The sequence below is a fragment of the Arthrobacter sp. 05T410 genome, assembly GCF_056396505.1.
The window spans coordinates 46,396-59,453 of the sequence record NZ_JBFTLP010000009.1; the positions used below are offsets into that span (position 1 = coordinate 46,396).

The following is a 13,058-nucleotide window of genomic DNA, read 5'->3' on the forward strand; positions in this document are numbered from 1 at the left end:
GCTGCGCGAGCCGACGTCTACTCCCTGCCGGATATGCCCTGACTCTCAATCCGATACTGCCGCAGGGCGTCGGACCGGGACGGGTGCCTGAGCTTCTCCATCGCGGTGACCTCGATCTGGCGGATGCGTTCTCGGGTCATGCCGTAGGTTTCCGCTACCGCGGCTAAGGTTTTCGCTCCGCCGCCCGTGATGCCGAAGCGCATCGCAATGACCTGGGCTTCCCGGACCTCGAGCGTGCTGAGTACGGCATGTACCTGTGTATTCATCTGTTGATGGAAGAGCGCATCGGTTGCGTCGTGGTCGGAGGAAACCAACAGCTGTTCGGCGAGGGCTTCGGTCCCGCCCCGGCCGTCGGGCACCCACGAGTCCAAGGAACAGGCCGGCCGGTCCACGGAAAGCAGACACTCAACCTTTCCGATTGGAATTCCGGTCAGTTGGCTGAGATCTTCCTTGTTGCAGACGGTCCCTGTCATGGCGGCCGTCCGTTGCGCTGACCGTATCTTCTGCAGCTGGTCGACGACGTTGCCCGGCAGCCGGATCAGGCGTGCCTGTTCAGTCAGCGCCTTGAGGATGCCGCCGCGGATGCAGAATGTGGCGTGGGTGGAGAATCTGAAACCCTTGGTGAAGTCGAACTTGCAGACAGCCGTGTGGAGTCCCAGGTTTCCTTCCTGGATCAAGTCCTCAAAGTCGAGGCCCCGGTGGGTGTAGTGCTTGGCGATCGACACGACGAGCCGGAGGTTGGCGTGGAACAACGTGTCGGCGGCACGCTGGCCCAGAAGGATGATGGTCCGAAGGTCGGCTGTATCCTGGCCGGGCCGCGATGTGCCATCCACCAAGAGCCGTTCCGCGAATAGTCCCGCCTCGATTTCTTGCGCCAGTTCCACTTCCTGCTCGGCGGTGAGCAAATCGTATTGGCCCAGGCGGCGCAGGTAGTCAGCGACGGCGTCATCGGTCAACCCGCCACCGGCTTGCAGATGTTGCGCCCGGCCAGCGTCATCCGAATCGAACGCTTCAGGGACCCAAGCACCTGCCGCGGGCAGGGACGGTGCCCTGCCGATTACCCCGTGGATTGGGTCAGCCATGTCATCCCCTGCCGGACGGTTCATGCTCGTGAAGGCAGACTACGTGGCCGGTGTGACAATATTCGGCGGGGCTGGGGCGGGCACAACAAACGGGGGTAATCAGCGCATCTTGACACCCTTGAAGCCTCGGAATATCTTCTGCCTTAACGAGGCAATTCGCCCCGTTCCCATCAATTTCAGCGCTCAGCCCGGGCGCATCTGCCGGGGCCAATGGATAGTGCCGGCGGACAGCCACAACGGTCTCTTGCACCTGAAGGAGCCCAGAATGTCCAGCACGTTGATCAATCGCTTCTACTCGGAAGTTCTCGCCGGCGGCAACCTCGCCCTCGTCGATGAAATGATCACGGACGACTTCATCGACCATGAACCGGCGTTTCCCGGACAGCCGTCCGGCAAAGAGGGCGCACGGTTCTTCGCCAGTGCCATCCGAAACGCATTCCCCGACATCTCGGTCAAGGAAGCCGAGCCGACTCTCTCCGATGGAAACCTTGAGGCTGCCCATGTTGTGATGACCGGCACCCACAAGGGCGACCTGATGGGTATTGCGGCGACCGGCAAAACGGTCGAATTCGGCGGGACCGACATCGTCCGCGTCCAGGACGGTAAGATCGCCGAGCACTGGGGTAGCACGGACACCATGAGCCTCATGCAGCAGATCGGAGCCCTGCCGGAATAACAGCCGGCGCCATGTTCTCGCTGGCCCGGGACGATTAGGTGTCGAGTATTTTCCGGGCGTACGCATAAAACGGGAAGGTGCAACGGATGGTTGGAACGTGGCGTGCGGCGCCTGCTGCCTTCCAACAGCAACACGGGGTCACTTACGGCCCATCCCGGCAGCTGGGATGGGCGCAAAGTGACCCCGCGTTGCTCTTGGGTGACGGCGTCGGCAGGGCTGGGAGCGGCGCCGGCCAAGGCATCTTGACAGCCCCGAAGCACCGGAATATCTTCTGCCTTAACGAGGCGTTTCGCCCGTTCTTCACTCGCTTTTTCACACTGTTGCTCGGCGCTCTAAGCGGATCGCTGATGCCTGCCTGCGGAGCCACACCTGCCTGCTGAGTCAAAACGGGGGGTCCCTCCGGGGTGGTCTGCGCATACTGCCGGGGCACTGCGCTGGGGGGATCAAAATTCGGTCTCGAGCCCACAAGGAGTCGGAAAAGTCTGAAGGTGTTGGATTGATTGAGCGGTTTTACAGAGACGTCATTGAGAGCGGAAACCTCGCCCTCGTTGATGAGTTGGCCGCGGACAGCTATGTGGATCACGAAGAGGCCCTGCCCGGGCAACCGCCGGGCAAGGACGGCGTCAAGTTCTTCGTGAACACGATGCGGTCGGCTTTCCCGGACATCAAGGTCAAAGAGATCGAGCCCAAGGTGATGGCTGGAAACCTGGAGGCATGCCATGTGATTCTCACGGGTACGCATCGCGGGGAACTGGCCGGCATCCCGGCAACGGGCAAGAGCGTCGAGTTCGATTGCACTGACATCATCCGTGTCGAGGACGGAAAAGTGGCCGAGCACTGGGGCACGACGGACAACCTGGGCCTCATGCAGCAGATTGGTGCCGTGGCCGTTGCGTGAACCAGGCGACAAACAACAGGGCCGGCGCGATCACGGCCGGAACACGCAATATCAGCACGCAATAAATAGGCTGTCCACGTTCCCCACAGGGAAACGCGGACAGCCGTTCGACGTCGATCGTCAGCTCAGGCGGCCTGCGCCGGCGCCATGTCGACGAGTTGGACCGTCACACCGGATTGCCTGAAGAGTTCAACCTGCTCCGGGTCCGCGCGGTTGTCCGTGACGAGGATCCAGGGGGCGGGGAGCCGCACCCAGGCGTGGAAGGGTCGTTTGCCGAGCTTGGTGGAATCCGCCAGAACGTAGACGGTATTGCCGCGGCGAGCCATCAGTTCTTTGAGGCGCGTCTGCGCCTGGTCGGCCTCGCACAGGCCGGCGTCCACAGTGACGGCGTCCGCGCCGAGGAACACCCGGTCGAAGCTCATCCGCTCCAGGGCTGCCTCGGCAATGGGACCCACGAAGGTCTGGCTGAGCCCGCGGAGCCGTCCGCCCAGGCAGTCCACCTGGATGCCCGGGGAGTCGGCGAGTTCCTGGAGCGTGTTGATGCCCGGCGTGGTGACGGAAAGGTTCTCCCTGTCCCGGAGGGCATGCGCCATCGCCCCGACGGTCGAGCCGCCGTCGAGCAGGATGCTTTCGCCCTCCTTGACCTCGGCGGCCGCCCAGGCGGCGATGGCCTGTTTCTGTTCGAAGGCCTCGCCGGTCCGCTGGCGCAGGGACGGTTCGGGGTGCGCGCCCAGCGCCACGGCGCCGCCATAGGTCCGGGCGAGTTTTCCCTGCTCGTTCAGCTGGGCCAAGTCCCGCCGGATTGTGGAGGCGGTCACGGCGAAGTGCCGCGACAGTTCTTCCACGGACGCCAGGCCCGTGGTCACGGCGAGGTGGTAGATCTCTTCGCGCCTGGCTTTCGCGGTAGTCATCGTTGGCTCTCCTTCACCGGCTGCTGCTGCATCCGTAGCTGTACCGAGCGGTACGTTGCTGTCCTCATGCTATGCAATCCTGACCGCATTCGCTCACCGCCCATGCCTTCATAGGGACGCGCCGCCGCAGATCACATAGTTCTGTCCCGTGATGGATTTCCCGTGGCGCCCCAGCAGGAATCCGGCCAGTGCGGCCACGTCTTCCGGGTCCACGAGCCGTCCCAGGGCGGGCAGGACCGGCGGCGTGGCAGACCGGCCCGGATCGGCGAGCATCGGCGTGTCCGTGGGCCCGGGGGACAGCACGTTCACCGTGATCCCGCGGGGTGCCAGCTCCTGCGCCCAGGTCCGGCCCAGGCCAAGCAGCGCGGCCTTGGTGGCCGCGTACTGGCTCTTGCCGGGGGAACCGGTAGAGGTCCGGCTGCCCACCAGCAGCACCCGGCCGCCGTCCGGCATCCGCGGAACCAGGGCGTTGGCCAGGCTGCTCGCGGCCGCCACATGGACGGTGAACATCCCGGCCAGCGCCTCAGGGTCCAGTTCACCCAGGACGGCGGTCCGCTGGAAGCCGGCGGCGTGGACCAGGGCATTCACCGGGGCCAGACCCCCGACGCACCCGGCCAGGGACGCCGGGTCCGAGAGGTCCGCCTGCCGCCACTGGAAGCCCGGCCCCAGCGCGGGCTCGCTCCGGCTGAGCCCGGTCACGTGCCAGCCGTCCGCCAGCAGCCGGACGGCAATGGCCTTGCCGATGCCCGAGCTGCAGCCGGTCACGACGGCGTGCGGCGCCGCCGTCGTCAGCCCAGCGGCCGCTGTTGCTTCGGTCATGACTGCGCCCCCTCCTTTACTGCTCTCCATCCTTTGCTGCTCTCCATCTTTTACTGCTTGGCGTCGCCTGCCCGGCCGGCTAATTCTGCAGCCGTTTCGCCGGGCGTGCCCGTGCCGTCGTAGGCCCACTGGGGATCCACGCGGACGTACTTGATGGCCTGCCGGAAGTACGTGTAGGCGATGTTGAGCGCGCCGTCCGGGCCCTGGTGGATGGAGGGATAGGAGTATTCGCGGTTCAGGCCGTCGCGGGAGTTGTTGGACAGGCAGTAGCCGTCGCCGACGTCCAGGTTGCGCCGGATGGGCCAGCTGCGGCCGGAGTCCTCGGAGATCGCGAGCGTCATCGGGGATCGTGGGGTGCCCCAGAAGGCCTTCCGTTCGCCGCCGTTGACTGGAACTGAACCGCCGGCAGCAGAGTCGGTGACCGGCCCTGTGGTGACCACCTGCTCGGTGATCTGCCCCTGTTCCTCGGCCAGGCCGTCGTCGTCGATCTCGTCGTAAAGCGAGAGCCGCCGCTCGGTGGAGGCCTCGGCCCGGCTGTGGTTGTAGACCAGCGCGAGCCGGCCGTCGGCCAGGGCCACGAACTGGATGGAGGAGTTGTTGTTCGGCAGCTCGGTGGGGACGGGCTCACTCCAGGTGGTGCCGCCGTCGGTGGACCGGGATTCGTAGATCGAGTCGGCCCAGCGGCTCCGGAACAGGGCCAGCAGGGACCCGTCCGCCACCGGCTGGATGTTCATGTGCACGCAGCCCAGGCTGCCCGGGAGGACATGCTCACTCCACGTGGTGCCGGCATCGTCGGAGATCATGACGGCGCTGTCGTCGCTGTTGCCCACCCACTTCTCGCCCGGGGTGGTGATGCAGCGGAAGATCGGGATGATCCAGCGGCCGGACGGCAGCACCACCGGCAATTGCCGGACGAACACGCCGCCGGTGGCGTTGGCGGCGACCAGGGTCTCCACCGGGCCCCAGGTGCGGCCGCTGTCCGTGGAGATGCGGCGGCGGACCTCGGCGGTGTCCTGGTTGCCCGCCTTCTGCGCGGTGTACAGCAGCCACAGCCGGTTATCCGGGGCGGCGAACAGGATGGGGTTCTGTTCCGAGCGGGCGGAGTCGTCGGAGAGCTGCGCGGCCGGCGACCACTGGCGGCTGCCCGGTTCCAGGGCGGAGAACCAGATCGAGATGTCCGGCACGCCTTCCTGGGTTCCGCCGAACCACACGCAGCCGAGCCGGCCGTCCGGAAGTGTCAGGAGGTTCGCGGCGTGGCTCTGCACGGTAGGCGCCGGCAGGTACGCGTACAGGCTGCCGCCGGCTTCCTTGACCTGGCCGTCGGGCGTGATGGTGCTGTAGCCGGCGGTCCCGGGAGCCTGAGTGCCGGCAGTCTGAGCGAGGGGCGAGTCGGTTGCTGTCACATCTGTTGAAGACACAGGTCAGTCCTTTGCGGTCGCGGCAGCCAGGTGGGCCTTGGCGGCCAGCTCCAGGTGGGTCAGGTCGGAGGCGATCGTGGTGAACGTGTAGCCCTGGCGCAGCCGGAGCGCGGCGACGTCGCCGGCCGGCGTGTGGATGCCCGCGGCCACGCCCGCGGCGGCTGCCGCGTCCGCGATCGTCTCCAGCGCGGCGTTGAATTCCGTTTCGACGGCGGGATCGCCCGGGAAGGCGCCGCCGACGGCGATGGCGAGGTCCGAGGGCCCCACGTAGATGCCGTCCAGTCCGGGCGTCTGGCAGATTTCCTTAACATTGGCCAGCCCCTCGGGGGTCTCGATCATGGCGAAGACCAGGGTGGCCGCGTTGGCGTCGGCGGGAACCGGGCCGATCCGCAGGGCAGAGCGCATAGGTCCGTAGGACCGGCCGCCCATCGGCGGATACTTGGCTGCGGCGACCGCTGCGGCGGCATCGGCCGCGCTGTTCACGAGCGGGACGATCACGCCGACGGCGCCGGCGTCCAGCGCCTTGCCGATCGCGGTGAAGTTGTTGTCCTCCACCCGCACCATGCCGACGGCGGTGTGCCCGGCGTCGATCGCCATGAGCCCGTTCAGCACGCCCGAGTAGCCGAGCAGTCCGTGTTGCGCGTCCAGCGCCACGTAGTCATAGCCGAGCCGGCTGATCCGCTCGGTGGCGACGGGCGCGTCCAGGACCGCCCAGTAGCCGACGGCCTGTTCGCGGGCGCGGATCTTGCGGGCGAATTCGGTAGCGAGTTCGGATGTCATGTCGTGTCTTCTGCCTTCAGTCAGGGAATTCAGTCAGGGAGTTCAGTCGGGGAGTGGTTTCGTATGTCAGCGGTTGTAGGCGGGCATGGGGCCGCGGAGGCCGGAGCCGACGGCGTCGCACGCCTCGGAGACGTCTTCCGGCAGCGGGCCCTTGGCCACGGCGGCGATGTTGGCCTGCAGCTGCTCCACCTTGGACCCGCCGAGCAGCATCGAGCCGACGCCCTTGCGGTAGGCGAGCCAGCGCAGGGAAAGTTCGGCCAGGCTGATGCCAAGCTCCTGCGCAATGAGGGACAGTTCGTTGACGGCCTCGAAGAGCTGCTTGTCCCAGTACCGCTGGGTGTACATGGCGGCCAACTTGGAGTCGCCATAGCGTCCCTCGGTCGGCTTGGCGTCGAAGCTGTGCTTGCCGGTCAGCAGGCCGCCGCCCAAGGGGTTGTAGACCATGGTGTGCACTTGGTGCGTGGCGGCGAATTCGAGGTATTCCTCCTCCACCCGGCGGGCCACGAGGTTGTAGAGCTGCTGCGCGACCACCGGACGCGGTGCGCCCACTTCGCGGGCCACGTGGATGACGTCGGCGATCTGCCAGGCCGCGAAGTTGGACACGCCCAGGGCACCGATTTTGCCTTCGGCGGCGAGCTCGGCCACGGTGCCCAGGGTTTCCTGCAGCGGCGTGGCCCGGTCCGGCTGGTGCAGGTAGAAGAGGTCGATGCTGTCCACGCCGAGCCGGCGGAGGCTGCCCTCCACACTGTTGCGCAAGCCCTCCCTGGACAGCGGGGCGTGCTGGCCGTGGTCCGGGTGCGGCATGCCCGCCTTGGAGGCGAGGACGACGTCGGCCCGGCGGTCCTTCAGGAGGCGTGACAGCATCTCCTCGGTTGCTCCGCCGACGTAGGCGTTGGCGGTGTCGATGGTGGTGATGCCGGCGGCGAGCGCCTCCTCCACCATCCGTCCCGCGGTGGCCTCATCGGCGGTGTCGCCGAAGGTCATGGTGCCCAGGACGAGCCTGGAGATCGGTAGCTTCAGGCCGTCCACTGGGGTGCCTTCGGGCTGGATGCTCATTGGTTGATTCCTCGCGGTTGCGTTGACGGAGTTGCGTTGACGGGTGGGTGGCTTACGGTTGGATGCCCAGCGTGCTCAGGCGCTGGTCTTCAGCGCCAGCGACGAGACCAGGTGCCGCGGCTTCAGCCCGCTCATGGTGGACGGATCGAGGGCGGCCCGGCGAAGCCGGCGGGTGTAGTCCTCGGCCGGCGCGGTCAGCACCTGCGCCGTCGTTCCGTGCTCCACAAGCTTGCCGCGCTGCATGACCATCACGGTATCGCTGATCTCCTGCACCACGCCGAGGTTGTGGGAAATGAAGACGTAGGTGATGCCGGTTTCGTCCTGGATGGATTTCAGCAGCCGGAGCACCTGGGCCTGCACCGAGACGTCGAGCGCACTCGTGGCCTCGTCGCAGACCAGCAGTTCCGGCTTGGACGCCAGCGCCCGGGCAATCCCGATCCGCTGCCGCTGCCCGCCGGAGAACTCTGACGGGTGCTTGTCCAGGGATGCGACCGGCAGGCCCACCTGGTCGATGAGGCTGGCCGCCGCCTTGTGCCGCTCCTTCCGCGACCGGACACCCTGGAGCTTCAGCGGCTCGGCCACGATTTCCTGCGCCGTGAGGTGCGGGTCCAGGGAACCGTAGGGGTCCTGGAAGACCATCTGGAACTTCGAGCGCAGGGGCCGGAGCTTGGCTTCGCTGAGCGGCGCCAGGTCCGTTCCGTCCAGCTCGATCCGGCCGCTGGTCGGCGTGACCAGACGCATAAGCGCTTTGGCGATGGTGGACTTTCCGCAGCCGGATTCCCCGACGACGGCGATCGTCTTGCCCTTCTCCACCGAGAAGGAGACGTCGTCCACGGCCCGGAAGGTTCCGCCGGAGACGTGGTAGTCCACCACGAGGTTTTCGACGGAAAGGAACGGCTTATTCATGGCGGGCTCCGGTCATGGTCAGGGCGGTGCTGGCGGCCGGCGTTTCGTCCCATGCACCCAGGACGGGGATGGCGGCGAGCAGCTTGCGGGTGTATTCGGTGGCGGGGTTGTCCACGATCTGCTGGACCTCGCCGGACTCGACGAACGCGCCGTCCTTCATGACGTGGATCCGGTCCGAGATCAGCCGGGCCACCCCGAGGTCGTGCGTGATCATCAGGATGCCGATGCCGCGTTGTTCCTGCAGCTCGAGCAGCAGGTCCAGGATGCCGGCCTGCACGGTGACATCCAGCGCGGACGTGGGCTCGTCGGCGACCAGCAGCTGCGGTTCGCTGGCCAGCGCGATGGCGATCAGGACGCGCTGGAGCATGCCGCCGGAGAGCTGGTGCGGGTATTTCTTCAACTGCGCATCCGGGGTGGGGATGTGGACCTGCTCCAGCAGCCGGATGGCGCGGGCACGGACGGCGCCCTTGTCCTTCGAGGCCGCGCCGGCGATCCGGATGGCTTCGAACAGCTGGTTGCCGATGGAGTGCACGGGGCTCAGCGCCGTCATGGGGTCCTGCGGGATCAGCGCGAGCGTCCTGCCGCGGACCTTGTCGATCGCCTTGGAATCGGCGATCACATCCACGCCGTCGATCCGGACCGACCCGGAGATCACGGCGAGGTCGTCCGGCAGGAGCCGGAGGAGGCCCATCGCCGTCGTCGATTTTCCGGAGCCGGACTCACCGATGATCGTGACGGTCTCGCCGCGGTGGATGGTGAAGCTGACGCAATCCACCGCGCGGACAATTCCGGCGTCGGTGATCAGTTCCACCTGGAAGTCGCAGACCTCCAGCAGCGGCTGTTCTGTCACTTTTGAATGGGAGGTCATCTCAGGCACCCTTCTTCTTGCGGCGGGGACGGTCGCGGAGGCCGTCGCCGAACAGGTTCACGCCCACCACCATGAGCACAATCACCAGGCCGGGCAGCGTCACGAGCCACCAGGCGGTGGTGATGTAGTCCTGGCCGTCGGAGATGATGCGGCCCCACGTGGCGAACGGACGCTGCGGGCCGGCGCCCAGGAAGCTCAGGGCGCTTTCCAGCAGCACGGCCTGGGCCAGGAGGAGCAGGACCACCAGCGTGGCCTGCTTGATGACGTTCGGGATGATGTGCTGGATCAGGATCTGCACGCGGTGCAGGCCCAGGATCCGGGCGGCCGAGATGTATGGCTTTTCGCGTTCCACGAGCACCATGGACCGGGTCAGCCGCGCTACCTCGGGCCATTGGGCGATGGCGATCACGAAGGTGATGACGGGGATGGACGCGCCGAACAGCGCCACCACCAGCAGCAGCATCATCAGCAGCGGCAGGGACATCTGCGCCTCAATCAGGCGGGAGACCACGGTGTCCAGACGGCCGCCGAAGTAACCGGCGGCCGCGCCGGCAATGACGCCGAGGACGCCGGAGACCACCACGGCCAGGACGCCGATGGTGAGCGAAACCTGCCCGCCGTGCAGGACCCGGGAAAGCAGGTCGCGGCCCAGTTGGTCGGTGCCGAACAGGTGGCCTTCGGTGAGCGGGGGCAGCAGGCGCTGGGCGAGGTCCTGGTGGTTGGGGTCCGGCAGCGGCAGGAACCCGGCCAGCATGATGGGAATGACCACCAGCAGGGTGCAGACAATGCCGACCCGGATCTTCAGCCGGGAGGAGATCCGGCGGCGGGTGGCCGCGGCCTTGGCGATCAGGTCCTTGGTGACGGCGCTCGGGGAGGGCTTCCGGGCGGGTGTCTCGGTCTGAAGGCCAGAGGGGATTCCAGGTGAACTTCCTGCGGAAGGAGTTGCGGTGTCGCTGAGGCTCATGCTGTGGCCGCCTTTCCAAGACGAACGCGGGGATCAAGCAGGGGGTAGGCGAGGTCGATAATCAGCTGGACTCCAACCGCCAGCAGTGCGGTGACCAGGACGGTGGCCACGATCAGCGGGTAATCGCGGGTTTCGAGGGCACGGACGATCAGGGAGCCGACGCCGGGCCACGCGAACACCACTTCCACCACCACCACACCGTTGAGCATGGCCGCGAAGCGGGTGCCCAAGGCCGTGAAGACCGGGATGGCCGAGTTGCCCATGGCGTAGCGCCAAGTCAGCAGAGAATTCCGGACGCCGCGGGAACGGGCCACGGTCAGGTAGGGGGCGGCGAAGTTCGTGGTCATTTCACGCCGGACCATCCGCGAGATCAGGGCGATCTGCAAGATGGCGATGGTGACGGTCGGCAGGACCAGGCCGCCCCAGGTGGCGAAGCCGGAGGCCGGGAAGATCGGGATCAGGACTGCGAAGAAGGTCAGCAGCATGATGCCGGTCCAGAAGTCCGGCATGGACTGCCCGGCGATGGTCAGGACGTTGACGCCGAATTCCTTCTTGGTGTCCGGGCGGCGGGACATCCAGACGCCCAGCGGGATGGCCACCACCGCGGTGAGCAGGATCGAGGCGGTGGCCAAGGTCAATGTGTACGGCATCCGCTCCAGCACCACCTGGATGGCCGGGGCCTGGAAGGAGTACGAGGTGCCGAGGTCTCCGGTGAAAAGCTGCTGCAGGAAGATCCAGTACTGCTGAATCAGGGGCAGGTCCAGGCCGAACTGCTCCCGGACCTTGGCGAGCTCTTCCGTGGTGGCCAGCGGGCCGGCGTAGGCCACGGCAGGGTCGCCCGGGGCCAGCCGGACCAGGATGAATACGGTGGAGACCGTGAGGAACACGGTCAACAGGCCCTGCCCGAGCCGCTTGAGGATGTACTTCGTCATGATCTAGGCCTCCAGCCGGACGTCAACAAGCGGGTAGGAGTTGGTGGGGGCCAACGACAGGCCGCCCACACGATCCCGGTGGGCCAGCACGGACTTGGGCACGAACGCCCACGCGCACGGCCAGGTATCCCAGATGGCCTTTTGTGCCACTGCGAGCAGCTGCTGCCGGCGCATGGGATCAACCTCGGTCGCTGCGGCCTGGATCTTGGCCTGCACTGCGGGATTTACGTACCCCTGGTAGGTGTCGCGGGTCTTTTCCTTCTCCGCGGTGCCGGCGTACATGCCCTGCATCATGGTGATGGCCAGGCCCGTGGGGCTGCTGAAGCCGTTGCCCAGCAGGTCCCAGTCGCCTTCCTTGCCCTGGCGCCAGGCCAGGATGTTGCCGCCGGGCTCGAACTGCTGGAGCTGGGCCTTGACGCCGATGTTGCCGAACATTTCCACCAAGGCCTCCATCACGGAGGTGTCGGACGCGAATTCGCCGGTTTCCCAGATGATCTTCAGGGTCAGGTCGGTGACGCCGAGCTCCTTGAGCCGGGCCTTGGCCTTCTCCGGATCGTAGATGTAGGTGCCGGTCTTGGCGAAGCCGGTCAGGCTGGACGGGGTGACGCCCTCGGCCTGGCTGACGGAGTTCACCAGCACGTTCTTGACCAGGGCTTCGCCGTCGATGGCCCAGCTGAGGGCCTCGCGGACCCGGACGTCGGCCAGCGGGTGCCCGGCCGGCTTGCGGAAGTTGTAGAAGATCTGGTTCAGCCGGAGGCTGGAGGCTTCTTTAAGTACGACGCCGGGAAGTCCGGCCAGCTGTTCGCGCGAGTCGGGCGTGATGGAGTCGATGACATCCACCTCGCCGCTGCGCAGCGCAATGACGCGGCTGGATTCCTCCGGGAGGAACCTGACCTCGACGTTGTCCACCTTGGGGGCCGGGCCCCAGTAGTTCTCGTTCCGCTTGAGGCTGTAGGTGCCGGCGCCGCGGTTGAACTTGGTCACGACGTACGGGCCGGTTCCCACGCCTTCCTGCAGCTCTTGGGGCTTGTTCTTGGCCGCGGGGCTGATCAGGATCATGCTCATGAGCGAGTCCAGGATGGGAATGGGCTTCTTGGATTCCATCCGGAACGTCCGGTCGTCCACGGGTACAACGGTGGGGAATTCGGGGAAGAAGCCGGCCACGAAGGAGCCTTGGACCTGCTGGTACATCTTCAGGGCCGTGGCGACGTCCTCGATTTTCAGGGGCGTGCCGTCGGAGTATTTGATGCCTTCGCGGAGCCGGACCGTCCATACCGTGGGGGAGGTCATGACGAAGCTTTCGGCCAGGACCAGCACGGGCTTGGTTTCGGGGCCGATGGCGGTGAGTCCCTGGCGTACGGCGCGCTGGACCGTGACGGCGGCGTCGAACTGGTTGAGTTTGTTGTCCAGGCTGACCAGGGACCGGTTGAGCGCCAGGGTCAGGGTGCTGGGGCCCGGCAGGCCGGTGGGGCCGGCACATCCGGCGACGGCGCCTGTGCCCAGGAGAAGTCCGGCCAAGCCGCCGAATTGCAACAGGCGGCGCCGGGAAATCTCACTTCCTTGAGGAAGAACGGTCATCGTTGACCTCTCGGTAGAACGGGGAACGGCTGGGGACCGGATGGCCTGCGCCGTGTTACATGGATCACCTTGCCATGAATGCGCGTTATGCGCAACAGTGATAGCGCGATTCGCGCAGTTGTGTCATGATGAGGACATCGCAAGCTTGATGATGAGCTCGATAACCAGCT

13 protein-coding genes are annotated in these 13,058 nt (G+C 66.4%); 2 read left to right on the plus strand and 11 right to left on the minus strand.

Annotated features, from left to right (window positions below):
- Positions 1-17: 17 nt before the first annotated feature.
- Positions 18-1,082: a sigma-70 family RNA polymerase sigma factor gene (locus AC1DFR_RS13315; RefSeq protein WP_476873572.1), complete on the minus strand. Its 1,065-nt coding sequence runs from the start codon at positions 1,080-1,082 to the stop codon at positions 18-20.
- Between the two features lie 265 nt (positions 1,083-1,347).
- On the opposite strand from AC1DFR_RS13315, the gene AC1DFR_RS13320 reads away from it, so the two are divergent.
- Together AC1DFR_RS13320 and AC1DFR_RS13325 are read left to right on the plus strand one after the other, a co-directional pair.
- Positions 1,348-1,758, plus strand: coding sequence for an ester cyclase (locus AC1DFR_RS13320; protein ID WP_476873573.1), 411 nt, complete (start codon positions 1,348-1,350; stop codon positions 1,756-1,758).
- Between the two features lie 496 nt (positions 1,759-2,254).
- Positions 2,255-2,656, plus strand: coding sequence for an ester cyclase (locus AC1DFR_RS13325; protein ID WP_476873574.1), 402 nt, complete (start codon positions 2,255-2,257; stop codon positions 2,654-2,656).
- Positions 2,657-2,781: 125 nt separating this feature from the next.
- On the opposite strand, the gene AC1DFR_RS13330 is transcribed toward AC1DFR_RS13325, so the two are convergent.
- The 10 genes from AC1DFR_RS13330 to AC1DFR_RS13375 form a co-directional block, all read right to left on the minus strand.
- Positions 2,782-3,567, minus strand: coding sequence for a DeoR/GlpR family DNA-binding transcription regulator (locus AC1DFR_RS13330; RefSeq protein WP_223915698.1), 786 nt, complete (start codon positions 3,565-3,567; stop codon positions 2,782-2,784).
- Between the two features lie 108 nt (positions 3,568-3,675).
- Positions 3,676-4,386 carry an SDR family NAD(P)-dependent oxidoreductase gene (locus tag AC1DFR_RS13335; protein ID WP_476873575.1) on the minus strand — a complete coding sequence of 237 codons (711 nt, stop codon included), beginning with the start codon at positions 4,384-4,386 and terminating at the stop codon, positions 3,676-3,678.
- A 50-nt stretch (positions 4,387-4,436) separates the two neighbouring features.
- A complete protein-coding gene (locus tag AC1DFR_RS13340) occupies positions 4,437-5,789 on the minus strand; it encodes a sialidase family protein (protein WP_476873629.1) in 1,353 nt (450 codons plus the stop codon).
- Between the two features lie 18 nt (positions 5,790-5,807).
- Positions 5,808-6,584 (minus strand): HpcH/HpaI aldolase family protein, encoded by a 777-nt coding sequence (locus tag AC1DFR_RS13345; protein WP_476873576.1) that lies wholly within the window; start codon positions 6,582-6,584, stop codon positions 5,808-5,810.
- 66 nt (positions 6,585-6,650) lie between these two features.
- Positions 6,651-7,640, minus strand: coding sequence for an aldo/keto reductase (locus tag AC1DFR_RS13350; RefSeq protein ID WP_476873577.1), 990 nt, complete (start codon positions 7,638-7,640; stop codon positions 6,651-6,653).
- Positions 7,641-7,715: 75 nt separating this feature from the next.
- Positions 7,716-8,546: an ATP-binding cassette domain-containing protein gene (locus tag AC1DFR_RS13355; protein ID WP_459384043.1), complete on the minus strand. Its 831-nt coding sequence runs from the start codon at positions 8,544-8,546 to the stop codon at positions 7,716-7,718.
- A complete protein-coding gene (locus tag AC1DFR_RS13360) occupies positions 8,539-9,414 on the minus strand; it encodes an ABC transporter ATP-binding protein (RefSeq protein ID WP_476873578.1) in 876 nt (291 codons plus the stop codon). Before AC1DFR_RS13360 ends, AC1DFR_RS13355 begins: the two co-directional genes overlap by 8 nt.
- Before the next feature lies 1 nt (position 9,415).
- Positions 9,416-10,378, minus strand: coding sequence for an ABC transporter permease (locus AC1DFR_RS13365; protein WP_476873579.1), 963 nt, complete (start codon positions 10,376-10,378; stop codon positions 9,416-9,418).
- The gene (locus AC1DFR_RS13370; RefSeq protein WP_459384046.1) at positions 10,375-11,310 is read right to left on the minus strand and encodes an ABC transporter permease; all 936 of its coding nucleotides are present in this window, start codon (positions 11,308-11,310) and stop codon (positions 10,375-10,377) included. The genes AC1DFR_RS13365 and AC1DFR_RS13370 overlap by 4 nt, the downstream gene beginning before the upstream one ends.
- Positions 11,311-11,313: 3 nt before the next feature.
- Entirely contained in the window at positions 11,314-12,888 is a 1,575-nt protein-coding gene (locus tag AC1DFR_RS13375) for an ABC transporter substrate-binding protein (protein ID WP_476873580.1), read from the minus strand.
- Between the last annotated feature and the right edge of the window lie 170 nt (positions 12,889-13,058).